Below are 22,389 nucleotides of genomic sequence, written 5' to 3'. Positions count from 1 at the left end.
CAACTTGTCGAGAAAACGGTTGAAGGCACTGCCGAGTTGTCCCAGCTCATCGGCCGAACGTATCTCGAGACGCCCTTTCAAATCGCCACCGCCCTCGGCGATCTGCTCGACGCGGTGCAGCAAACGACGCATGGGGCTCAACACCACCAGCGGCAGGGCAACCAGCACAAGGACGCAACCGAGCAGGCCGATCAACAGGATCACACCCTGATGCACTCCGACTGTCTCACCGTTTTCAATCGCAGCGTCGCCTTCGCGATGGGACGCCGCATCTTCCAGCTCACCCAGCTTGTCGATGGAATCACGCATGGTTTCAAACAGGCGTTCACTGTCACCAAAACTCAGCGCACTGGCGCCCTGCGGATCGCCTACCGACAGTTCGAGGACCCGCCGCGAAACCTGCATCCATTTACCGAAGCTGTCGTTGAACTGACTGACCAACGCCTGCGCCTCGGCACCGGGCTGCATCGCGGCATATTTCTGCACACGGTCGTAAGCCTGCTTCGCATTTTCGCCATGGCTGGCGCTCAGCGCTTTCAGATGCTCGTTTGCATGACCATCCAACAAGCTGCGCTCGGCCACGAACGCCTGGTAGAGGTCGCGGTCGGCATTGAGCAGAAGGCTAATGGCCGGCAGATAACGTTTGGTCAATTGCGTACTGGATTCGGTCACCTGACTGATTCCACGCATCCCCGCGCCCCCCATCAGGACCAGCAACACAGCCAGGAACGCTATCGGGAGAGTGATTTTCCAGCGAAAGCCCAAGTCGGCGAAGAACCGCAGCATGGTGTCACTCCTTACACGGGGGGAATACCTGCCTATCGGCAGCCATGTCTTGAGCTATAGCCCATTAGTCTGATTGTCACAAAGGTTTTGGTCTGAAGGGCTGTGGTTATTCAGGATGCGGAAGGGAGTTGAGCTGGATAAAAAGGTACGGTTGGACGCAGTATCGCCGGGGAATTTTCTGACATTTTCCACTCACATAATTCAGGGAAGCTTCCTACGCATCGTCTGATTGATGATCTCTACAGAAAGGCCCTATAGTCCAAGCGCCGTTCGTAAGAGCGGCTTGGGTTTGGCGACTCGATTACAAATGGTAAGAAGGCCTTCAATCAAACGGAGTTTGAAATGAACAGATACATGGCTCTTACTAGTAACGCCGACGATCAACCCCTTTTCGTCGATACCTCCGCACCGTTGCACATCCTGCTCGACACGGCGGGCTATAGAATTCGCGCGGTTACCCAGCTTTTAGAGAACCTCGCCATGCGAGGGGATATTCCGAGTGACTCAGTAGTCCTCCAGGACTTTGCACAACTGTGCTGCATCTCCTTGAGGGATGGTTGTGACGTGCTCGATGTCATCGCCCGACGCTTGGACGCAGAGCCGGCCTAGAGGTGATACCAATCAGTTGAACAGCACAGCTGTGGGAGTAAAGCTTGCTCGCGATTGCGGTAAGCCAGCCGGTAACAATATTGGCGACTCGACCGATATCGCGAGCAAGCTTTGCTCCCACAGGATCTACGCCTAACTGACAGGCATCAGCCCTCAGGGTCCATCTTGTCGAAACGAGCATGGTTCGATAACACGAAACCTCCGGTTTGCCCGGACTCGATTAGTCACACAAGCTGATCAGCATGAATACACATACCTCGGAGACTCCGATGGCTACCAAAAAAATCAAGAAAACTCACAGGAAAGTCACTCACGAAGAGCTGACATTTCTTGACGTTCGACAAGCTGCACGTGATGGTCAGAACGTGTTCGATAAATTTGTGATCACTGGCAAGCTTGCTACTAAAAAGTAGTTCTGGATGCCAACCGTTAAATTCGCCCCCCTTTTGAAGAAGCAGAGAGCCGTAAATATTGCCGCACACCTTTTATAACTACGAAGTGTACGGCGAGATACCGGTCATCTTTGACAATAAAATCGTGATCTATCCCCCACGGCGCATCATAGGTCAGACGATCCCTGCCCCGAAACTCACGCTCGCGGTACTGTCGCGCAATCCATAACGCTACGCTCCCGTACGCCACAAAACCCCAGAAACGAAAAAGCCCAGCGGATACGCCAGGCTTTTATGGGGAACGGATGGTTTTATTCTTCCTTCGTTCCTGTCGTAGAATTTCCATATTCCAAGACGTCGCAAGCCGCGATGAGGTCGGTGTAGGAATTAGGCATTTTTCCGTTTAGGAGCATTGCAGTAAAAACTGCATACACATCATTTTTATCGCCATCCTTCCTCAACGTTCTCTCATCATTGAGCCACGCATAGATGATGGTCATCGGCGCCTCGGATCTGAATTGAAAAAACAGGCGATACCGTGGAGGTATCCCTTGCTTCTTCACCCGAAACCAGTGCTTAAAGTCACGCCCTAGCGTGTTCCCCTGACGATAGCAGGGGTGGGTCGGATCGGACGGAACATTGATTAGGATATTCGCGCTCACCGCATCGAAAAGCTTGTAGACCGGATGATGGTGAAAGCCTTCCGGGTCATTAGCCATCACCCTCTCAACAGCGACGGTAATTTCTTCGAGGCGCGCAATGAATAACGGGTGAGCATAAAGTGCCCACCCGTTTTCGATATGAATCGTGCTTTCAGTCACGCTTAGCCTTCTTGAAGCTCGCGACGACGATTATCGTCCGCCTGATTGCGAATTGCTTGAATTCGCTGCAGCAGGCCGCGAGGGATAGGCTGGATACCTTCAGGATTTTCCTTGATATCCCTGTCAAGCAGATCAAGGAACTCGATACCAGCTTGGATCTCCGCCTTTCTGTCGGTAAACGAGACGACATTGCCTTTAGACATGACTTCTCTCCATCGCTAATTTCCCTGCACTTTCAACAGGACATGGCCTGAACGCTTCATGGCGAGCATGGCCCTTACGGGGCATTTCCGTGCCCTCAGTAGGATCACTGTAGATCACTATGGTTCACGAGGAGTGCATTTAACACCATCAAAGCCGAATAAAGGAAGCGTGATGATGTAACAGATGGCGAAGCCTATGCAAATGACCAGACAAGACGAAAATGCAATATCAAGCGTCGACTTGCGTGCCTCTGTGCCCCAATACAAGTCTCGCACGATCAAGCCATGGACCACCGAATACACTTATTTTCTGACAGGCGGCCATATCAGTTGTGCAACAGAAAAGGCCAAGGCGGTGACGGGGCGGAGTCGAGGAAGATCCCCCAAATACAAAAAAGCCCCGAGGCGGTTAAGCGCTCAGGGCCTTTAAATATGGCGGAGAGATAGGGATTTGAACCCTAGGTACTGTCGCCAGTACAACGGATTTCGAATCCGTCCCGTTCGGCCACTCCGGCATCTCTCCAGTGGCGCGCATCATACCAGCACATTCGCCGGAAGCGAACCCCCGGGCGAAATTTTTTCCGTGCTATCAGATGCTTGCGTCGATTACAGCGGTACACCCAGGCGCTGGGCGACTTCTTCGTAGGCTTCGATGACGTCACCGAGGCCTTGGCGGAAGCGGTCCTTGTCCATTTTCTTCTTGGTGTCCTTGTCCCAGAGGCGGCAGCCGTCCGGGCTGAATTCGTCGCCCAGGACGATGGAGCCGTCGCTGAACACGCCGAATTCAAGCTTGAAGTCCACCAGCAGCAGGCCGGCGTCGTCGAACAGCTTGGTCAGCACGTCGTTGACCTTGAGGGACAATTCCTTCATGCGCGCCAGTTGCTCGGCGGTGCCCCAACCGAATGCCACGACGTGGGATTCGTTGATGAACGGGTCGCCCTTGGCGTCGTCCTTCAGGAACAGCTCGAAGGTGTAAGGGTTGAGCTTCATGCCCTCTTCCACGCCCAGGCGCTTGACCAGGCTGCCGGCGGCGTAGTTACGCACGACGCATTCGACCGGGATCATGTCCAGCTTCTTGACCAGGCATTCGTTGTCGCCCAGCAGCTTGTCGAACTGGGTCGGCACGCCGGCGGCTTCGAGCTTTTGCATGATGAAGGCGTTGAACTTGTTGTTCACCATGCCCTTGCGGTCCAGCTGTTCGATGCGCTTGCCGTCGAACGCCGAGGTGTCGTTGCGAAACAGCAGGATCAAGCGGTCAGCGTCGTCGGTCTTGTAAACCGACTTGGCTTTGCCGCGGTAGAGTTCTTCACGTTTTTCCATGATGGGCTCCGCTTGCTAAGTAGTGGGCTAGGCGATATGTCGCCAGTCGAGCCCTGAATCTTGATCGGCCAGTTGCAGCCAGTCCGGGTCGCACCCGAGGGTGTCGACAAAACATTGCCGGGCCAGCTGCGGCAGGTTGTTCTTGCTGCTCAGATGGGCCAGGACCAGGTGTTGCAGGCCTTGCCAGCCCAACTCGGCCACCAGGAACGCGGCCTGGTGGTTGTTCAAATGTCCGTGTTCCCCGCCGACCCGCTGCTTGAGAAAGTACGGGTAGTAACCACGGGCCAGCATGTCACGGCAGTGGTTGGACTCGATCATCAACGCATCGAGGTCCCGGTAACTGTCCATCACCCTGTCGCAATATGACCCCAGGTCGGTCAGCAAGCCGAAGCGCCGCTCGCCGTCGCTGAACACATACTGCGTTGGCTCCCGAGCGTCATGAGCCACGCTGACCACGCTGATGTCCAGGCCACCGATGCGCAGTTGCTCGCCACCGGCCACGAAACCGGCTGGCTCGATGGGCTTGCGCAGGCCTTCCAGCGTGCCACGGCTCAGGTACACCGGCACATTGTAGCGCCGAGACAGTAAACCCACGCCATGCACGTGGTCGGCATGTTCGTGGGTCACGAGTATCGCGCTCAGTTGCGCCGGGTGCACACCCAGGCGCAACAGGCGTTTCTCGGCTTCCCGCAGGGAGAAACCACAATCGACCAGCACATACGTGCCGGCGCTGGCGATCAGCGTGCCGTTGCCCTGGCTACCGCTGCCGAGAACGGCAAAACGCATCGGATCAGCCCAGGTTGTCCTGAATCACGCTCAACACCTTGCGGGCCACATCGGCCGGCGCAACGGTATTGATGTTTTTCTCGACGGTGACCTGAACGTTGTCGCCGACCTTGCTCAGGCGAACCTGATAACGCTCGGCGCGGGCTTCGACTTCTTCCTTGTCCGGCTTGCTGCCGAACAGGCCACTGAAGAAGCCAGGCTTCTCGTCTTTCCTCTCGGCCTTTTCAGCCAAGTTGATGTAGTACAGGCCCAGACTGCGATTGATGTCCTCAACGCGCCACTCGCCCTGCTCCAGCGCACGGCCAACGCTCGACCAGGCACGGTCCAGGTCGGAGCCGACGTTGAGCACCGGGTTGCCGCTGCCGTCTTCGTTCAGGCTGACGCGGCTCGGCGTGTCGTAGTCCCGGGTCGCCAGCATCGACACCGAACCGCCCTGCTCTGCGGTACGGCTCATGCTGGCAAGCATGTCGTCCACCAGCGCAGCGTCGAGGCCGGTATTGACCGAACGGTTGGTGAAGGCCACATCGGCGGTGCTGCCGGCGGGACGCTCGGCGCTGACCACGTAGATTTCACTGGTGTTGCGCTGCACGCCCGGCTCGATGCGCACCCGCACGCGGGTTTCGCTGTCGGCCGCGACACCGGCGGCGCTCAGGCGCTTGGCCATGGCGGCGGACAGTTCATCGGAACGCTGCCAGGTGGTGGTGAACTCGCCGGTTTGCGGGCGCTGTTCGTCCAGGCGGAAACCGTTGTCCTGGAAGAACTGGATCGCCACGGGCCAGACTTCGGCCGGTGGGTGCTGGCCCATGACCCAGCTGGAATCGCCACTCTTCTGCAGGGTGTAGTCGCTGGCATCGGCCACGGCCGACAGCGGCTGTGGACGCGGAACGATGTATTCGCCCTTGACGCTGTCGTCCGCGACGTTGCGCGGGATCGGCAGCAACGGATCCAGGCGCTTGGCGACGCTGACGTCTTGCGGCAGTTGCATCGGTGCAGTCTGTTGCGCTTGCAGGTAATCACTACCACGGTCGCGGAAGTAACCCTCCGGCCCCCAGATCCATCCGCAGCCGCTGGTGCTGGAGATAATCAAGGCAAGTGCGGAAAGTCCGGCCATTCGCTTCATGCGTTGTACTTCCTCAATTAAACCAGGACGCCGGACTGGCGCAGGGCCTGCCGCAGCGGTTCGTGACAGGGGGTGCTCAGCCAGGTCAGTGGCAGGCGGATGCCATCGTGCATCAAGCCCATTTCGACCAAGGCCCACTTCACCGGAATCGGGTTGGCCTCGATGAACAGGTCCTTGTGCAACGGCATCAGTTTTTCGTTGATGGCCCGTGCGGTCTCGGCGTCGCCCTTGAGCGCGGCCTCGCACAGGTCGGCCATTTCGCGCGGCGCGACGTTGGCAGTGACGGAGATGTTGCCCTTGCCACCCAGCAGGATCAGCTCGACCGCGGTCGGATCATCACCGGACAGCACGATGAAGTCCTTGCTCACGCCATCGAGGATGGCCTTGGCGCGCTTCATGTCGCCGGTGGCTTCCTTGATGCCGATGATGTTCGGCACGGTGGACAGGCGGATCACGGTCTCGGCCTGCATGTCGCAGGAGGTGCGGCCGGGAACGTTGTAGAGGATCTGCGGGATGTCGACGGCTTCGGCAATGTGCTTGAAGTGCTGGTACAAGCCTTCCTGGGTCGGCTTGTTGTAGTACGGGACGACCAGCAGGCAGGCGTCGGCACCGGCTTCCTTGGCGTTGCGGGTCAGCTCGACGGCTTCGCGGGTCGAGTTGGCGCCCGTGCCGGCGATGACCGGAATGCGCCCGGCAACCTGCTTGACCACGGCTTTGATCACGGCGATGTGTTCTTCTACATCAAGCGTTGCCGACTCGCCGGTGGTACCGACGGCGACAATGGCATGGGTGCCGTTCTCAAGGTGGAAGTCCACGAGTTTGCTGAGGCTGTCCCAGTCAAGACGCCCGTCTGCATCCATGGGTGTGACCAGAGCCACCATACTGCCCGCAATCATGAAACCGCTCCTGCCGGAAAAAGAGAGCGTAATGGTACTGGCGCCAAGATGCTTGTACAAGCGAACTACCATTCCCCTTGGCGTTGGTTTTCGCTACCCTTCAGGCTTTGATCGGTACCGACAAGCTCATACGCCGGTTTCCAGCCTCCGTTTTCGACGCCACAAGCCCCGATCCCGGGTTTGTCCTGGTGCATTCCTGTTGTCGCGGAATGCAGCACAACCCCGGGCACCAGGCTTGAGCCGTTCGTTTTCCCGGGCCGGGCGTCGTGTCGAGCGGCAAAGGTACCGACCGCTCATCGCTTTAGGAATGCTGCATGTCCACCCCCACAGTCCGCGAACAATTCCTTGTTATCAGTGCCCTCGGCGCCAACCCCATGGAGCTGACTAACGTCCTGTGCCGCGCCAGCCATGAAAATCGCTGCGCCGTCGTGACCTCACGCCTGACCCGTCATGGCGAATGCAGTGCACTCGTGCTCGAGATCTCCGGCAGCTGGGACGCCCTGGCGCGCCTGGAAGGCAGCCTGCCGGTGCTGGCCAAGAAGCATGCCTTTACCGTCAACGTGGTGCGCAGCGCCGCCCTGGAGAACCGTCCCCAGGCCCTGCCCTACGTGGCCTACGTGAGTTCGGCCTACCGTCCGGACATCATCAACGAGCTGTGCCAGTTCTTCATGGACCATCACGTCGAGCTGGAAAACCTGACCTGCGACACCTATCAGGCTCCGCAGACCGGCGGCACCATGCTCAACGCCACGTTCACCGTGACCCTGCCGGCCGGCACCCAGATCAGTTGGCTGCGCGATCAGTTCCTGGACTTCGCCGATGCGATGAACCTGGATGCCCTGATCGAGCCGTGGCGCCCACAAAACCCAATGTAAGGAAGCGTTCATGGCCGTTGCCGTCGACCAGCCGGTTACCGATTTCCAAGCGCCTGCCACCAGCGGGCAGACGATCAGCCTCGCCGCCCTCAAGGGCAAGCAGGTGGTGATCTACTTTTACCCCAAGGACAGCACCCCTGGCTGCACCACCGAAGGCCAGGGTTTTCGCGATCAATATGCACAGTTCCAAGCCGCCAACACTGAAGTGTTCGGCGTTTCCCGGGACAGTCTCAAGTCCCACGAGAACTTCAAGTGCAAACAGGAGTTCCCGTTCGAGCTGATCAGCGACAAGGACGAGGCCATCTGCCAGTTGTTCGACGTGATCAAGCTGAAAAAACTCTATGGCAAGGAATACCTGGGCGTTGATCGCAGCACCTTTCTGATCGACAAGGAGGGTGTGCTGCGCCAGGAATGGCGTGGCGTGAAAGTGCCGGGGCATGTGGATGCGGTGTTGGCGGCGGCCCAGGCCCTGAACAAGGCCTGAAATTTTCGCCGCCTGTACTGGCGCCATCGCGAGCAAGCTCGCTCCCACACTGGATGGGTGGTGTTAATCAAATCTCTGTGGGAGCGAGCTTGCTCGCGATGAGGCCGGTAGCCTCACCGACTAATTCAGATTGACCGCTACAACAACGGCGCCACCACCGGCTCCTTGCTCGGCCACGCATCCAGCACCGCCTTGAACAGCGTCGCCAGGGGAATCGCAAAGAACACCCCCCAGAACCCCCACAGCCCGCCAAACAGCAGCACCGCGCAGATGATCGCGACCGGGTGCAGGTTCACCGCCTCGGAGAACAGCAGCGGGACCAGCACGTTGCCGTCCAGGGTCTGGATGATCCCGTAGACCGCCATCAGGTAGATGAACTGATCGCTCCAGCCCCATTGGAACAGCGCAATCAAGGCCACCGGCACGGTCACCACCACCGTGCCGACGTAAGGCACCACCACCGAAATGCCCACCAGCAGCGCCAACAGCGCAGCGTAATTGAGCCCCATGGTCACGAAGCCGATGTAGGTCACGCCACCGCAGATGAAGATCTCGATGACTTTTCCGCGAATGTAATTGGCGATCTGCCGGTTCATCTCCTGAGCCACGCGGGTAATCAGCGCCCGCTCGCGCGGCAGGTAGCCGCGGACCCAACGCCCGATCATTTCCCGGTCCTTGAGGAAGAAAAACACCAGGATCGGCACCAGCACCAGGTAGATCATGATGTTGACCAGCAGCGGCAGGCTGGACAGCGAAAACGTCAGCGCCCATTGGCCGAACTTGCCAATTTCGCCGCGCACCACTTCGATGGTCTGCAGCACTTGCTCATCGGAGACCAGGTGCGGATAACGCTCGGGCAGCAGCAACAGCAAGGATTGCCATTTGACGAGCATGCCTGGCAATTCATTGAACAAGGTCACCAACTGGTGCCAGAGCAACGGCACGATCACCACGAGAAACACCACCAGCACACCCATGAACAGGGCGAACACCAGCCCCACTGCCGCGGTGCCGGGCAGCCGCAGACGCTCCAGCGTCGTGACCAGTCCCTGCATCAGGTACGCCAGCACCATCCCCGCCAGCACCGGCGCCAGCATGCCGCCCAACGTGAGCACGGCGGTAAAGGCCAGGAACAACAGCACTGCCAGGACCACCGCCTCTTCATCGGAGAAGTAACGCTGAATCCAGTCGCGTAACACTTTGAACATTAAAAATCCTTAAGGACGCTGTCGGTTTTTTCAGGCTTTTTTCAGCCAATAACGGTAGACGCCGCCTTCGTCTTCTTCACGCAGCAGCGTATGACCGGTCAATCGGGCGAAGGTGCGAAAGTCACGTTGCGAGCCCGCATCCGTGGCGATCACCTTGAGCACACTGCCGCTGGCCAGGCGATTGAGTTCCAGCTTGGCCTTGAGCAACGGCAACGGACAGTTCAGGCCGCTGGCGTCCAGTTCGGCATCGTGGGCTACAGCATCAGTCATGGGTTCGCTCCGCGGCAGGTCGTTGAGCGGCCTAGAATATCTGGTCCCGGGCCCGGTGTCCGGCTACAGTAGGGTCTTTGTCAACTAAGGCCTCGTGCATGACATTTCTGCGCCCCACCCTGCTGACGCTCGCTTGCCTGCTTGCCTCACCGGGCTTCGCCGACGACTTGCCGTCACTTGGCGATGCCAGTTCTGCCATCGTCTCGCCAGAACAGGAGCACCAATTGGGTCGCGCCTGGCTGGCCCTGCTGCGCAGCCAGGTTTCACAGCTCAACGATCCACAGCTCAAGGACTACGTCGAAACCAGCGTCTACAAGCTGGTGGAGACCAGCCAGGTCAACGACCGGCGCCTGGAATTCATCCTGATCAACAGCCCGCAGCTCAACGCCTTCGCCGCACCGGGCGGGATCGTCGGGGTCAACGGCGGCCTGTTCCTCAACGCCCAGACCGAAGGCGAATACGCCTCGGTCATGGCTCACGAACTGGCCCACTTGTCACAGCGCCACTTCGCCCGTGGCGTCGAAGCCCAGCAACGCATGCAAGTGCCGATGATGGCCGCACTGCTGGCCGGCATCGTGATTGCCGCCGCCGGTGGCGGTGACGCCGGGATCGCCGCCATCGCCGGGACCCAGGCCGCTGCCATCCAGGAACAACGGCGCTTCTCGCGCCAGAACGAACAGGAAGCCGACCGCATCGGCATCCAGAACCTGGAAAAGGCCGGCTACGATCCGCGGTCCATGCCCACCATGTTCGAGCGCCTGATGCGCCAGTATCGGTTCGACGCCAGGCCCCCGGAATTCCTGCTGACTCACCCGGTGACCGAATCGCGGATCGCCGACACCCGTAACCGCGCCGAACAGGCCAGGCCGGGCGGCATCGAGGACAGCGTGCGCTATCAATTGATTCGTGCACGGGTCCAACTGACCTATGAAGAAACCCCGGGCCTGGCCGCCAAGCGCTTCCGGGCACAACTGGACGAGAATCCGAAGAACGACGTGGCACGCTATGGCCTGGCGATCGCGCAGATCAAGGGCGGTCAGTTGAACGAAGCTCGGGAGAACCTCAAGCCGCTGCTGGCCAAATCACCCAACGAGATCATCTACAACCTCGCCCTGGTGGACCTGGACATCACCAGCAACAAACTGGCCGACGCTCAGTCCCGCGTCGACCGGATGCTGAGCCAGTACCCGGGCAATTATCCGCTCAACCAGGTCCGCGTCGACCTGCTGCTCAAGCAGAACCGTCCCGCCGACGCCGAGAAGGCCCTGGAAACCCTGCTCAAGTCGCGCCCGGACGATCCGGACGTCTGGTACATGGTGGCCGAGACCCGTGGGCTGTCCGGCAACATCATTGGCCTGCATCAGGCCCGTGCCGAGTACTTCGCCCTGGTGGGCGATTACCGCCAGGCCATCCAGCAACTGGACTTCGCCAAACGGCGCGCCGGCACCAACTTCCCTCTTTCGTCACGCATCGATGCGCGCCAGCGGGAACTCATGGAACAGGAGCGCATGGTCAAGGACATGATGGGCTGAGCATTGGCCAGGCAATAAAAAACCGCCTCTCTCGAGGCGGTTTTTTATGAGCCGCTAACCGGTCATTCGGCCAGCTTGAACGTGATGAAGCTCGCGCGCCCCTGGCGCAGGACCCGCATCGACACCGAACGATTCTTCGGCAATGCCTTGGCGATGTCGGTGAACTCCTTGGCCGAACCAATGGCCTGGTTGTTCAGGTGCGTGATGATGTCGCCCGGCTGAAGACCGATCAACGCGGCAGGACCGTCCTGCACTTCCTTGATCACTACACCGCCCTGCAGTTCCAGGGTGCGTTTCTGCTCTTCGGTCAGCTCGACCACGGCCACGCCCAGGCGGTTACTGCTGCGCTCGACGCCGGATTTTGGCAGCGAATCCAGTTCCTTGCCTTCTTCAGGAATGGCACCGACGGTCAGTTCGACGTTCTTGCGCTTGCCTTCGCGGATCACTTCCAGATCAGCCTTGGCGCCGGCCTTGAGAGCGCCCACCAGGTGCGGCAGGTCGGCGGACATGACGATCGGCTGGCCGTTCATGCTCAGGATCACGTCACCCACTTGCAGGCCGCCCTTGGCAGCCGGGCCACCTTCCTGGATCTGCGCCACCAGCGCACCGGCAGGTTTATCCAGCCCGAACGACTCGGCCAGATCCTTGTTCACTTCCTGGATCACCACGCCCAACCAGCCACGGCTGACCTTGCCTTCGCTTTTCAGCTGGTTGGACACGTCCATGGCCACGTCGATCGGAATGGCGAAGGACACGCCCATGAAGCCGCCCGAACGGGTATAGATCTGGGAGTTGATGCCGACCACTTCACCGTCGAGGTTGAACAGCGGGCCACCGGAGTTACCCGGGTTGATCGGCACGTCGGTCTGGATGAACGGCACGTAGTTTTCGTTCGGCAGGCTGCGACCGATGGCACTGACGATGCCCTGGGTCACGGTGTGGTCGAAGCCGAACGGCGAACCGATGGCCACCACCCATTGGCCGGCTTTCAGGTCCTGGGATTTGCCCAGCTTGAGCACCGGCAGGTCCTTGCCTTCGATTTTCAACAGCGCCACGTCGGAACGTGGGTCGGTGCCGATCAGCTTGGCCTTGAGCTCGCTACGGTCGGCCAGGCGCACCAGGATTTCGTCGGCGTCGGCGATCACATGGTTGTTGGTCAGGATGTAGCCATCAGGCGAAATGATGAACCCCGAGCCCAGGGATTGCGCTTCGCGCTGGCGGCCACCGCCGGGCGAGCGCGGCTGTTGCGGCATGCCGCGCTCGAAGAACTCCCGCAGCATGGGCGGCAAGCCTTCCAGGTCCGGCATCTGCGGGTCCGATACACGGCGATCCGGCAGCTTCTGGGTGGTGCTGATGTTCACCACGGCGGGTGAAGCCTGCTCGACCAGTTGCGTGAAATCGGGCAATTCCACCGCCACGGCAGGAACGGCCTGGCCGAGCACAAGCACGGTGGCAAAAATGGAGAGATAGGTTTTCAAGCGTGGTATCGACATACGGCTCCCGTTACGACGAGCATGGTTAAGCGATATGGAGCAAGGAATACCAGGGAAAGATACGCCGGTATTTTTGTTCCGGGAACAGACAAGGCCAGAGCCGAGCGGCTCTGACCTATAGAAAAAAAGCTGAGTTTTTGCAAATGAAAATGCTGACAGGAAGTTTCGGCATTTCGATCAAGCCCTGGCGTCATCGGCCTTTCGCGCAATCGAATCACCCGTGCAGCCAGCAGGTTATTGGGTCGCCGTGACGTCAGAGCGCATGGACAGCGCGATCCGTTCCGCCGTACCGATAGGAATTTCACCGACCACCGTGACCATCATTTCGCCCTGGGGCGTCGTCAGTCTGCGAGACACGGCCGCCGTCGGGCCGAGTTGAGTACGGGTATCGGTGGCGTTGGCACCGTTCAACGGCTCCAGGAACACCGAGAAGCGCGCCAGCCCGTCGTCATACATCAGGCTGCTGACCTGAACCTGGGAGTCCGGGTCCTTGCGTGCGGCACTGCTGGTCAGCTCGAAGCCGGGCGGCAGCCAGTCCGAGTGCCAGGCGGTTTTCGCCGCGACGGTCTTGCCGGGATCCTGCGTGACAGCCTTGCAATCGGCGCTGGCCTGCAAATCAGCGTCTGCGGGCGCGGCGAGATTCATGCGGGTGAACTGGAAGCGCTCGAGCAACTGGCCCTTGTCATTGAGTAACAAGGATTTGAGCGGCAGGCCGGTTTCTCTGTCCAGGTGCAGCTCGAAGCCATAGCGATGCTGGTCCTTGGGCGTCAGCGCAACGATGACCGTTTGACGTCCGGCCACACGTGACTTGCCAATGACTGCAAGGTCATACCAATTCTTGAGTTTTTGCGGATCGAGCGCACGTGAAGTGCTGTCCGGCGTATTGCCCAGCCCCGGGATCAAGGAGCCGCTTACGCATTGAGTATGTCCATCAATGCGCACGACTTCCTGTGCCGAGCCGTCGAGCTGGAGTAACCGCTCGCGGACCTTGCCATCCTGGACGCGATGCCAGATGTTATGGGTAGAAAAACTACCGTTGCGCTCGTAAACGAAAGTGCCCTGGAAGCTCTGCTGTTGCTCGGCTTGACTCAGGCGGTTCAACCAGTCCTGAGCCTCATCGGCATGGGCTGGAATTGCACACCAGCCACCAAGCAGAAGCGTGAATAGAGGTATGGCGCGCAATGGCTTTCCTTATTAACGGTTTTCCAGGCTGGCGGCACGGGCGTAAGGCAGCGCGCTTTCGGTACCTTTCAGGGCAGCTTGCTGGGCATGCTGACGCAGGTAGTTGGGCAGGCGCTGATCATGCCAGCCAGGCTGGCCTTGCAGAACACCGTTGGCCATTGGGCCTGCGGTTTCCGAACCTTCGCTGTAACCGGCCAATACCGCTGGGCCCTTGACCTGTGGAGCGGCCAAGCCAGGCTGGTTGGACTGCTGCGCCATCTGCACGCCGGCAATCTCATCCTGGTTGTACAGGCGTACACCCGCCAGTACAGCGACGGTGACCGACGCGGCTACCGCCAAGCGACCCAGGCTGCGCCATGGTCCGCGAGAAGCTTTTGCCGGTACGGCTTCGTCAGCCAATGCAGCAGAAACGGCTGCAGCGATGTCCAGGCGAGGAAGCAACAAGTCCTTGTGCATCACAGCCCGGGCGATCTGGTAACGAGCCCAGGTCTCACGTGTTTCAACATCGTCGAAGGCATTCAATACCCGACGTAATTCAAGTTCGTCCGCTTCGTTGTCCATAACTGCGGACAGCGATTCCTGCAGGGCTTCACGACTCATGGCGTTCCTCTCTTGGCTGTCGCCGCTGTCTCTAGTTTTCCTGCAACAACGGTTGCAGGGCTTTATCAATGGCCTCCCGAGCGCGGAAAATCCGGGAGCGCACGGTGCCCACAGGACATTGCATGACGCTCGCAATGTCTTCGTAACTCAGACCGTCGAACTCACGTAAAGTTAAAGCCGTACGCAAATCTTCAGGCAGTTGCTGGATGGTTCGATGGACGGTGCCTTCGATCTCATCCCGCAGCAACGCACGTTCCGGTGATTCGAGATCCTTGAGGCCATGATCGCCATCGTAGAACTCGGCATCTTCAGAACTTACATCGCTATCCGGCGGCCGACGGCCGCGTGAAACCAGATAGTTTTTCGCCGTGTTGATGGCGATGCGGTAAAGCCACGTATAAAACGCGCTGTCCCCGCGAAAATTACCAAGTGCGCGGTAGGCCTTGATGAAGGCTTCCTGAGCGACATCCTGCGCTTCATGGGTGTCGTGCACGAAACGCACGATCAACCCGAGAATTTTGTGCTGGTATTTCAGCACTAGCAGATCGAAAGCTCGCTTGTCGCCGCGTTGGACGCGCTCGACCAGCTGCTGATCCTCTTCCTGGGTTAGCATGAACACTCCTCGATAAGCTCGAAGGAGGCTTGCATTACTAATTGACCGGGCTTGCAAACATAGACTCGGGCTTTTCGCAAAAGTTCTCCCCCTTCCAAGCAAGTTTCCGACGCGCTCTGATCTCGGCACGCACGAAAAACGCAGCAGGAGATTCCCCGGCTGCGCGAATAATCTGTCGCCGGGCCTGTTGGCAGGGATTCCAATCGAAATCCTGCATCAACCCGACGCTGCTCCCTTTTGCAGACAACCGTCTATTGAACGTAGGCGCTTGGCAAAAGTTCCCGCTATTTCCAGCGTCGCAAATAGAATAATGGACGACCATGACGTGATAAACAGCGTTCTGTCTTCGAAACAGACGCCTTTGTCGGCCCAGAGCCAACCGGCTGATCCGACGAAGCGTGCCGCTTTTCTGTCACGCTGGTTTCACATTGCCATGAATGCCCGGCTATTGTGCCGATCCCCCCCTCTATATACTAGTGGGCTGCGTGGCTGCCCGACCCGTTGATGCGGTGTCTGGCGCCAACCCCGACCCGGGTCGCCTTGAGCGGAAACCATTCGAATGAGCCAACAGTTCCAACATGATGTTCTGGTAATCGGCAGCGGTGCCGCCGGATTGAGCCTGGCCCTGACCTTGCCTGCGCACTTGCGCATCGCAGTACTGAGCAAGGGCGACCTGGCCAACGGCTCGACCTTCTGGGCCCAAGGCGGCGTCGCCGCCGTGCTGGACGATACCGACACCATTGAATCCCACGTCGACGACACCCTCAACGCTGGCGGCGGCCTTTGCGATCCGCAAGCGGTGCGCTTCACGGTCGAGCACAGCCGGGAAGCCATCCAGTGGCTGATCGACCAGGGCGTGCCGTTTACCCGTGACGAACAATCGAGCACCGAAGACGGCGGTTTCGAGTTCCACCTGACCCGCGAAGGCGGCCACAGCCATCGGCGCATCATTCACGCAGCCGACGCCACGGGCGCGGCGATCTTCAAGACCCTGCTCGCCCAGGCGCGACAACGGCCGAACATCGAATTGCTGGAACAGCGCGTCGCGGTCGACCTGATCACCGAAAAACGCCTGGGCCTGGACGGTGATCGCTGCCTCGGCGCCTACGTGCTCAATCGCGGCACCGGTGAAGTCGACACCTATGGCGCGCGCTTCGTCATCCTGGCGTCCGGTGGTGCGGCGAAAGTCTACCTTTATACCAGCAACCCCGATGGCGCCTGCGGCGACGGCATCGCCATGGCCTGGCGCTCGGGTTGCCGGGTGGCGAACCTGGAGTTCAACCAGTTCCACCCCACCTGCCTCTATCACCCCCAGGCCAAGAGCTTCCTGGTGACCGAGGCCTTGCGTGGCGAAGGGGCTCATTTGAAACTCCCCAACGGCGAACGCTTCATGCAACGCTTCGACCCACGCGCCGAACTGGCACCACGGGACATCGTCGCCCGGGCCATCGACCATGAAATGAAGCGCCTGGGTATCGATTGCGTCTACCTGGACATTAGCCACAAGCCCGAAGCGTTCATCAAGAGCCACTTCCCGACGGTGTACGAGCGCTGCCTGGAATTCTCCATCGATATCACCAAGCAACCGATCCCGGTGGTGCCAGCGGCGCATTACACCTGCGGTGGCGTGATGGTCGACCAACGCGGCCGCACCGACGTGCCGGGCCTGTATGCCATTGGCGAAACCAGCTTCACCGGCCTGCACGGCGCCAACCGCATGGCCAGCAACTCGCTGCTGGAATGTTTCGTCTACGCCCGCTCGGCGGCGGCAGACATCCTCGAGCAATTGCCACAGATTGCCATTCCGGCCGCCCTGCCCTCGTGGGACGCCAGCCAGGTCACCGACTCGGACGAAGACGTGATCATCGCCCACAACTGGGACGAGCTGCGGCGCTTCATGTGGGACTACGTCGGCATCGTGCGCACCAACAAGCGCCTGCAACGGGCGCAGCACCGGGTGCGCTTGCTGCTGGATGAGATCGACGAGTTCTATAGCAACTACAAAGTCAGCCGCGATCTGATCGAGTTGCGCAACCTGGCCCAGGTGGCCGAACTGATGATTCGCTCGGCCATGGAGCGCAAGGAAAGCCGGGGGCTGCATTACACCCTCGACTACCCGAACCTGCTGCCCGAGGCGCTGGACACTATCCTGGTGCCGCCCACCTACGCCGACTGAACCTGAGCTGCACCCGCAGGCGCCGATGGACATCCGGCGCCAGCGCGTCGCGGGGCACGCACAGCGAGCGAACCCGCCGCTCGCCCTGCAGGCGAAAGCGCAGCACGATGATCATCGGCAGCGCCAGGCTATCGGGGCGCAATTGCACAGCCCGCCAGCCGTCGGCCCGGCTCCAGAGCTGCCAACCGGCGGCATTACGCCGCAACCCGCAAAAGGCCCGGCGATGGGTCAGCCATAAATGTCGAGGAATGACCCACGCGCCATGGGCCAGGCACACTACGACGCCAAGCGCCGCGCACCAGGACGGCACGGACAACAGGAACAACGAACCCAAGGCGAACACCTGGGCCAGCAGGTAAGCCGCCAGCAGTTGCCCGGAGGCCTGCCAGCGGCATTCGAAGCGATTACTTGGGCTGGACACGGTCCAGGATCATCCGGACCATGCGCTGCAACTCAGGATCTTCGGATTCGCTGCGCTCCATGAACCAGCCGAACATGTCCTGATCCTCGCATTCGAGCAAGCGGACGTAGCACGCACGGTCCACTTCATTGAGATGGGGATAAACCTCTTTCACGAACGGCACCAGCAACACGTCCAGCTCAAGCATGCCGCGGCGGCTGTGCCAGTAGAGGCGATTCAGTTCAACGTCTTCGACCATGGAGCGCTCCTCAAATAGAGCGCAAGTATACAGGCCCCGCCGTAGCGGAACAGACAGCTTTGGTCGGGCGCCATCGATCCTTTGTGAACTACCCATTTCAAGGGCGTCCCCTTATGATGTCTACCAGACTTTTTACCCTGCGATGACCCATGGCTGATTTCGCTTTTTTCTGCACCCTGTCCCACGAAGGCGTCCTCGCGGTCCGCGGCGTGGATGCCAGCAAATTCCTGCAAGGCCAATTGACCTGCAACCTCGACTACCTGAGCGACAGCCGGGCCAGCCTCGGCGCCCGCTGCACCCAGAAAGGCCGGATGCAATCGAGTTTCCGCATCCTGCTCGAAGGCGACGGCGTGTTGATGGCCATGGCCACCGAACTGCTCGAACCGCAACTGGCGGATCTGAAAAAATATGCCGTGTTCTCCAAATCCAAGCTCACCGACGAAAGCGCCGCCTGGGTTCGCTTCGGCCTGGAAAACGCCGACACGACCCTGGCCGGCCTGGGCCTGGAACTGCCGAGCGACACCGACAGCGTGGCGCGCCATGAAGCCTTGATCGCCATCCGTGTTTCCCCCGGCCGCGCCGAATTGTGGGCCCCCGCCGACCAGGCCCAGGCACTGCGCACCCGCCTGGGCGCCGAACTGGCCGAGGCGGACCTGAACCCGTGGCTGCTGGGTCAGATTCGCGCCGGGATCGGCCAGGTCATGCCGGCCACCCGCGAATTGTTCATTCCACAGATGCTCAACCTTCAAGCCGTCGGCGGCGTCAGTTTCAAGAAAGGCTGCTACACCGGCCAGGAAATCGTTGCCCGCATGCAATACCTGGGCAAGCTCAAGCGCCGCCTGTATCGCCTGCAACTGGACGCCAGCGAACTGCCAGAACCCGGCACGGCGCTGTTCTCCCCCACGCATGGCAGTTCCATCGGCGAAGTGGTGATTGCCGCCCGCGGCGAGGGAAACATTGAACTGCTGGCGGTTTTGCAGGCCGAAGCAGCAGAAGATGACAATGTGCACCTCGGTGCCTTGGAAGGCCCGCCCCTTCAATTGTTGGACCTGCCTTACGAACTGGACCGCGACCGCGAAATCCAGCGCTGATCGCAGTATTTGCCGCAGTACTCTAGAGAACCTAAATGAGCGATTTGGCGGATAAGGTCCAACGGGATTTGGTACAGGCCATCGATAACGACGACCTGGTTCTGCCAACATTACCGGAAGTGGCCATGCAGATTCGCCGGGCCGCCGAAGACCCGGAAATCAGCGTCAGCAACCTGAGCAAAGTGATCGGCCGCGATACGGCCCTCTCGGCACGCCTGATAAAAGTGGTCAACAGCCCGCTGTTGCGCGCCACCCAGGAAGTCACTGACCTGCACACGGCCATCACTCGACTGGGCGTCAACTACAGCAGCAACCTGGCCATCGGCCTGGTGATGGAGCAGATTTTCCACGCCCGCTCCGAGGTGGTGGAACTGAAGATGCGCGAAGTCTGGCGCAAGAGCCTGGAGATCGCCGGCGTCAGCTATGCGCTGTGTCGCGGCTACACCCAACTCAAGCCCGACCAGGCCGCGTTGGGTGGGCTGGTGCATCAGATCGGCGTGCTGCCGATCCTCACGTATGCACAAGACAATAATGAATTGCTGTCGGACCCGGTCAGCCTCAACCACGTCATCGAGACGATTCACCCGGTGCTGGGGGACAAGTTGCTCAGTGTCTGGGAATTTCCGGAGCGATTGGTGAGGCTGCCAGGGCTGTACCTGGATTTCAGCCGGGACTCCAAGCAAATCGATTATGTCGATCTGGTGCAGGTCGCTGCGCTGTACTGCTACAAGGACACCGACCACCCGCTGTCCAGGATCGACGTGTTCGGCGTCCCGGCCTTCAAGAAACTGGGCATCGACCCGGAAAACAAGGCCCGCTGCGCGGATATCGAAGAAGCGCGGTCGATGTTCTATTAGAAGGATCTGAAGCCACGAAGGCCTCTTGGCCATGCCGCTATTTTGCAGTCAGGCAGTTGCTTTTGTGGCGAGGGAGCTTGCTCCCGCTCGGTCGCGTAGCGGCCGCAAAAGCTTAGGGCTGCTTCGCAACCCAGCGGGAGCAAGCTCCCTCGCCACAGGGTTTGGCATCGCCAGGTTTATCCCGGGACAAAACTCACCCGCACCTTCAACCCACGCTCCTGCCCGTCGTGCAAGGTGATCTGCGCCAGATGCGCGCGGCAGATTTCGCCGACGATCGCCAACCCGAGCCCCGAGCCGGCCACTTGCTGGTTACGTCGATAGAACCGCTCGAACACCCGATCCCGCTCATGCAACGGAATGCCGGGACCATCGTCCTCGACTTCCAGCACCGCCGGCGCTGACACCCGCAGGATTACGTTGCCGCCCGACGGCGTGTGGGCCAGGGCGTTGTCCACCAGATTGCTCAACAGCTCGTTCAACAAGGTCGGCTCGCCCCGCAGCCATACCGGTTCGTCGGCTTCCAGGGCCAGCGCCACGCCTCGGGCATGGGCCAGCGGGGCCATGGCCATGCCCAGCTCACGGGCCAGCTGGCTCAAATCGAGCAACTGCGCGCCGCCTTCGGCAATGGCCCGGGCGCCATTTTCCACCCGCGCCAGGGACAGCAACTGGTTGGCCAGGTGGGTCAATCGATCGGTCCCCTGGGCCGCGGTTTCCAGGGTTTCCCGCCAGGTCACCGGCTCGCTGGCCCGCAAGCCCAGCTCCAGGCGCGCCTTGAGCGCGGCCAAGGGCGTGCGCAGTTCGTGGGCGGCATCGGCGATGAACTGCGCCTGACGTTCGAACTGCCCGCGCAGGCGCTCGGTGAAATGGTTGAGGGCCCGCACCAGCGGCCATAACTCGTGCTGCACCTCCACCAGCGGCAACGGCCGCAGATCGTCCGGCTGACGCTCCTCCACTGCCGTGCGCAAACGCTCCAGCGGGCGCAGCGCCGCGCTGACGGCGAACCACACCAACAGCAGCGCGCCCACGGCCAGCATGCCCAGGCGCAACAGCGTGTCGGCCATCAGGCTGCGGGCCATGCTGACCCGCGCCTCTTCGGTCTCGGCCACGCGAATCTCCGCCATGCCGTTCATGTTCGGCTCGCTCACGGCCTTGAGCAGGCTCACCACCCGCACGTTCTGCCCCTGGTATTGAGCGTTATAAAAACGCGCCAGGGCTGGGTAGTCGTCCGTGCGGGGCGTTCCGGGCGGCGGGCCGGGGAGGTTTTCGTAGCCGGAAATCAGCTTCTTGTCGATGTCGTTGACCTGGTAATAAATGCGTCCGGCACTGTCGTAGGCAAAGGTGTCCAGGGCCACGTAGGGCACATCCGCGCTGAGGCTGCCGTCGCGCTGGGACAGGCCAGCGGCGATGGTCCGGGCCGAGGCCAACAGCGTCCGGTCATAGGCGGTATCCGCCGCTTCGCGACCGTTCCAATAAGCGCTCAAACCGCTGGCGAGCATCAGCACCACCAGCAGCAAGGCCAGGTTGCGAAGCAACCGCCAGCGCAGGCTGTCGGGTTTATGCATTGCGATTTTCCAGCAGATAGCCCAAGCCGCGGAACGTCACGATCGCCACCGCATGGCCGTCGAGTTTCTTGCGCAGGCGGTGGACGTAGATTTCGATGGCGTCGGGGCTGGCCTCTTCGTCCAGTCCGAACACCTGGGCCGCCAGTTGCTCCTTGCTCATCACCCGCCCCGGCCGGGCAATCAACGCTTCCAGCACGGCTTGCTCGCGGGAGGTCAGGGTCAGCAGTTCGTCGTCGAGGGTAAAACGGCGGGTGTCCAGGTCGTAGACCAGCCCGCCGCAGCGCTGCTGGCGTTCTCCGCCCAGTACGCTGCGGCGCAGCAGGGCCTTGACCCGGGCCTCCAGCTCGGTGAGCTCGAATGGCTTGGCCAGGTAATCGTCGGCCCCCAGGTTGAGGCCATGGACACGGTCCTTGACGTCGCTGCGGGCGGTCAGCATCAGCACCGGCAACGTCTTGCCACGGGCCCGCAGACGCGCCAGCACCTCGAAACCGTCCATGCGCGGCAGCCCGACATCGAGGACCGCCACGGCGTATTCCTCGCTGCTCAAGGCCAGGTCGGCCGCGACGCCATCATGCAACACATCCACGGTCAAACCGGTGCTCTTGAGCGCCTGGGCAACGCTTTCGGCGAGCTGCAGATGGTCTTCGACGAGCAGGACACGCATGGGTTATTCCTCGATTCAGGGATGGCCGACACCATTCTTTGGCGCGGAGTTTACAGCCGCATCCGCCACTGTGAAGCCAAAAAACACGCTGAAAGCTTTTGAAAGGTTAGCGAAAGGTTGGGCCGTTAGAGTCCTCCCACGGACGGTTTCGGCTGTTCGTCGCGACGCACATCGCGAACGAAAAACGCCT

General features: G+C 60.4%; 23 protein-coding genes, 1 tRNA gene and 2 pseudogenes. 7 read left to right on the top strand and 19 right to left on the bottom strand.

All coding sequences use genetic code 11. The features are described from left to right. Window positions 1-57: 57 nt before the first annotated feature. Window positions 58-705, bottom strand: a pseudogene (locus tag J3P85_RS06835) (MCP four helix bundle domain-containing protein); the annotation flags it as partial. Between the two features lie 423 nt (window positions 706-1,128). Here J3P85_RS06835 and J3P85_RS06830 point away from each other — a divergent pair. Then, a complete protein-coding gene (locus tag J3P85_RS06830) occupies window positions 1,129-1,395 on the top strand; it encodes a hypothetical protein (RefSeq protein ID WP_041475780.1) in 267 nt (88 codons plus the stop codon). 703 nt (window positions 1,396-2,098) lie between these two features. Here the strand turns inward: J3P85_RS06830 and J3P85_RS06825 are convergent. The 8 genes and pseudogenes from J3P85_RS06825 to dapA form a co-directional block, all read right to left on the bottom strand. Beyond that, complete coding sequence (locus J3P85_RS06825; RefSeq protein ID WP_434705305.1) at window positions 2,099-2,608, bottom strand: type II toxin-antitoxin system YhaV family toxin; 510 nt, start codon at window positions 2,606-2,608, stop codon at window positions 2,099-2,101. Window positions 2,609-2,610: 2 nt separating this feature from the next. Continuing rightward, window positions 2,611-2,811 (bottom strand): hypothetical protein, encoded by a 201-nt coding sequence (locus J3P85_RS06820; RefSeq protein WP_053182737.1) that lies wholly within the window; start codon window positions 2,809-2,811, stop codon window positions 2,611-2,613. 229 nt (window positions 2,812-3,040) lie between these two features. After that, window positions 3,041-3,167 (bottom strand): annotated as a pseudogene (locus J3P85_RS06815) (phage tail protein); the annotation flags it as partial. A gap of 77 nt (window positions 3,168-3,244) precedes the next feature. Beyond that, window positions 3,245-3,334 (bottom strand) — tRNA-Ser (locus J3P85_RS06810). An 83-nt stretch (window positions 3,335-3,417) separates the two neighbouring features. Continuing rightward, window positions 3,418-4,131 (bottom strand): phosphoribosylaminoimidazolesuccinocarboxamide synthase, encoded by a 714-nt coding sequence (purC, locus tag J3P85_RS06805; protein WP_030141208.1) that lies wholly within the window; start codon window positions 4,129-4,131, stop codon window positions 3,418-3,420. A gap of 27 nt (window positions 4,132-4,158) precedes the next feature. Beyond that, window positions 4,159-4,917, bottom strand: a complete 759-nt coding sequence (locus J3P85_RS06800) for an MBL fold metallo-hydrolase (RefSeq protein WP_434705304.1) — start codon at window positions 4,915-4,917, stop codon at window positions 4,159-4,161. 4 nt (window positions 4,918-4,921) lie between these two features. Next, entirely contained in the window at window positions 4,922-6,037 is a 1,116-nt protein-coding gene (gene bamC / locus J3P85_RS06795) for an outer membrane protein assembly factor BamC (protein WP_186704553.1), read from the bottom strand. A 17-nt stretch (window positions 6,038-6,054) separates the two neighbouring features. Further along, on the bottom strand, window positions 6,055-6,933 hold the full coding sequence (gene dapA / locus J3P85_RS06790) for a 4-hydroxy-tetrahydrodipicolinate synthase (RefSeq protein WP_434705303.1): 879 nt from the start codon (window positions 6,931-6,933) through the stop codon (window positions 6,055-6,057). Between the two features lie 314 nt (window positions 6,934-7,247). Between dapA and J3P85_RS06785 the strand changes: the two genes are divergently transcribed. Next, window positions 7,248-7,808 carry a glycine cleavage system protein R gene (locus J3P85_RS06785; protein ID WP_003184325.1) on the top strand — a complete coding sequence of 187 codons (561 nt, stop codon included), beginning with the start codon at window positions 7,248-7,250 and terminating at the stop codon, window positions 7,806-7,808. A 10-nt stretch (window positions 7,809-7,818) separates the two neighbouring features. After that, window positions 7,819-8,292: a peroxiredoxin gene (locus J3P85_RS06780; protein ID WP_207965327.1), complete on the top strand. Its 474-nt coding sequence runs from the start codon at window positions 7,819-7,821 to the stop codon at window positions 8,290-8,292. Window positions 8,293-8,429: 137 nt separating this feature from the next. On the opposite strand, the gene J3P85_RS06775 is transcribed toward J3P85_RS06780, so the two are convergent. Then, window positions 8,430-9,500, bottom strand: a complete 1,071-nt coding sequence (locus J3P85_RS06775; RefSeq protein WP_434705302.1) for an AI-2E family transporter — start codon at window positions 9,498-9,500, stop codon at window positions 8,430-8,432. Window positions 9,501-9,530: 30 nt separating this feature from the next. Then, a complete protein-coding gene (locus J3P85_RS06770; protein ID WP_434705300.1) occupies window positions 9,531-9,770 on the bottom strand; it encodes a sulfurtransferase TusA family protein in 240 nt (79 codons plus the stop codon). A 98-nt stretch (window positions 9,771-9,868) separates the two neighbouring features. Here J3P85_RS06770 and J3P85_RS06765 point away from each other — a divergent pair, with 98 nt between their 5' ends. Next, complete coding sequence (locus J3P85_RS06765) at window positions 9,869-11,302, top strand: M48 family metalloprotease (protein ID WP_186704549.1); 1,434 nt, start codon at window positions 9,869-9,871, stop codon at window positions 11,300-11,302. Window positions 11,303-11,364: 62 nt separating this feature from the next. Here J3P85_RS06765 and J3P85_RS06760 read toward each other — a convergent pair whose 3' ends face one another. The 4 genes from J3P85_RS06760 to rpoE all read right to left on the bottom strand — a co-directional run bounded on the left by J3P85_RS06760 (window position 11,365) and on the right by rpoE (window position 15,190). Beyond that, complete coding sequence (locus tag J3P85_RS06760; protein ID WP_434705299.1) at window positions 11,365-12,795, bottom strand: DegQ family serine endoprotease; 1,431 nt, start codon at window positions 12,793-12,795, stop codon at window positions 11,365-11,367. A gap of 234 nt (window positions 12,796-13,029) precedes the next feature. Continuing rightward, entirely contained in the window at window positions 13,030-13,977 is a 948-nt protein-coding gene (locus J3P85_RS06755; protein ID WP_434705298.1) for a MucB/RseB C-terminal domain-containing protein, read from the bottom strand. 12 nt (window positions 13,978-13,989) lie between these two features. Beyond that, window positions 13,990-14,577 (bottom strand): sigma-E factor negative regulatory protein, encoded by a 588-nt coding sequence (locus J3P85_RS06750; RefSeq protein WP_053120046.1) that lies wholly within the window; start codon window positions 14,575-14,577, stop codon window positions 13,990-13,992. Window positions 14,578-14,608: 31 nt separating this feature from the next. Then, entirely contained in the window at window positions 14,609-15,190 is a 582-nt protein-coding gene (gene rpoE / locus J3P85_RS06745; RefSeq protein WP_003172477.1) for an RNA polymerase sigma factor RpoE, read from the bottom strand. Window positions 15,191-15,749: 559 nt separating this feature from the next. On the opposite strand from rpoE, the gene nadB reads away from it, so the two are divergent. Next, window positions 15,750-17,366, top strand: a complete 1,617-nt coding sequence (gene nadB / locus J3P85_RS06740) for an L-aspartate oxidase (RefSeq protein WP_434705297.1) — start codon at window positions 15,750-15,752, stop codon at window positions 17,364-17,366. On the opposite strand, the gene J3P85_RS06735 is transcribed toward nadB, so the two are convergent. Next, entirely contained in the window at window positions 17,335-17,787 is a 453-nt protein-coding gene (locus J3P85_RS06735; RefSeq protein WP_434705296.1) for a protein YgfX, read from the bottom strand. The genes nadB and J3P85_RS06735 overlap by 32 nt on opposite strands. Next, window positions 17,771-18,025 (bottom strand): succinate dehydrogenase assembly factor 2, encoded by a 255-nt coding sequence (locus J3P85_RS06730; RefSeq protein ID WP_003184348.1) that lies wholly within the window; start codon window positions 18,023-18,025, stop codon window positions 17,771-17,773. Before J3P85_RS06730 ends, J3P85_RS06735 begins: the two co-directional genes overlap by 17 nt. A gap of 149 nt (window positions 18,026-18,174) precedes the next feature. Here J3P85_RS06730 and J3P85_RS06725 point away from each other — a divergent pair, with 149 nt between their 5' ends. Both J3P85_RS06725 and J3P85_RS06720 read left to right on the top strand, forming a co-directional pair. After that, the gene (locus tag J3P85_RS06725; RefSeq protein ID WP_434705295.1) at window positions 18,175-19,116 is read left to right on the top strand and encodes a YgfZ/GcvT domain-containing protein; all 942 of its coding nucleotides are present in this window, start codon (window positions 18,175-18,177) and stop codon (window positions 19,114-19,116) included. Window positions 19,117-19,151: 35 nt separating this feature from the next. Then, entirely contained in the window at window positions 19,152-19,973 is an 822-nt protein-coding gene (locus J3P85_RS06720) for an HDOD domain-containing protein (RefSeq protein ID WP_434705294.1), read from the top strand. 176 nt (window positions 19,974-20,149) lie between these two features. Here J3P85_RS06720 and J3P85_RS06715 read toward each other — a convergent pair whose 3' ends face one another. Together J3P85_RS06715 and J3P85_RS06710 are read right to left on the bottom strand one after the other, a co-directional pair. Next, window positions 20,150-21,535: a sensor histidine kinase gene (locus J3P85_RS06715; RefSeq protein WP_186704542.1), complete on the bottom strand. Its 1,386-nt coding sequence runs from the start codon at window positions 21,533-21,535 to the stop codon at window positions 20,150-20,152. Continuing rightward, window positions 21,528-22,199, bottom strand: coding sequence for a response regulator (locus J3P85_RS06710; RefSeq protein ID WP_003198779.1), 672 nt, complete (start codon window positions 22,197-22,199; stop codon window positions 21,528-21,530). The genes J3P85_RS06715 and J3P85_RS06710 overlap by 8 nt, the downstream gene beginning before the upstream one ends. Between the last annotated feature and the right edge of the window lie 190 nt (window positions 22,200-22,389).

The sequence above is a fragment of the Pseudomonas sp. Z1-12 genome (assembly GCF_051132015.1).
GTDB lineage: Bacteria > Pseudomonadota > Gammaproteobacteria > Pseudomonadales > Pseudomonadaceae > Aquipseudomonas > Aquipseudomonas zanjanensis.
Note: the sequence above shows the minus strand (reverse complement) of the source record. Positions and strands in the feature narration are given on the sequence as shown.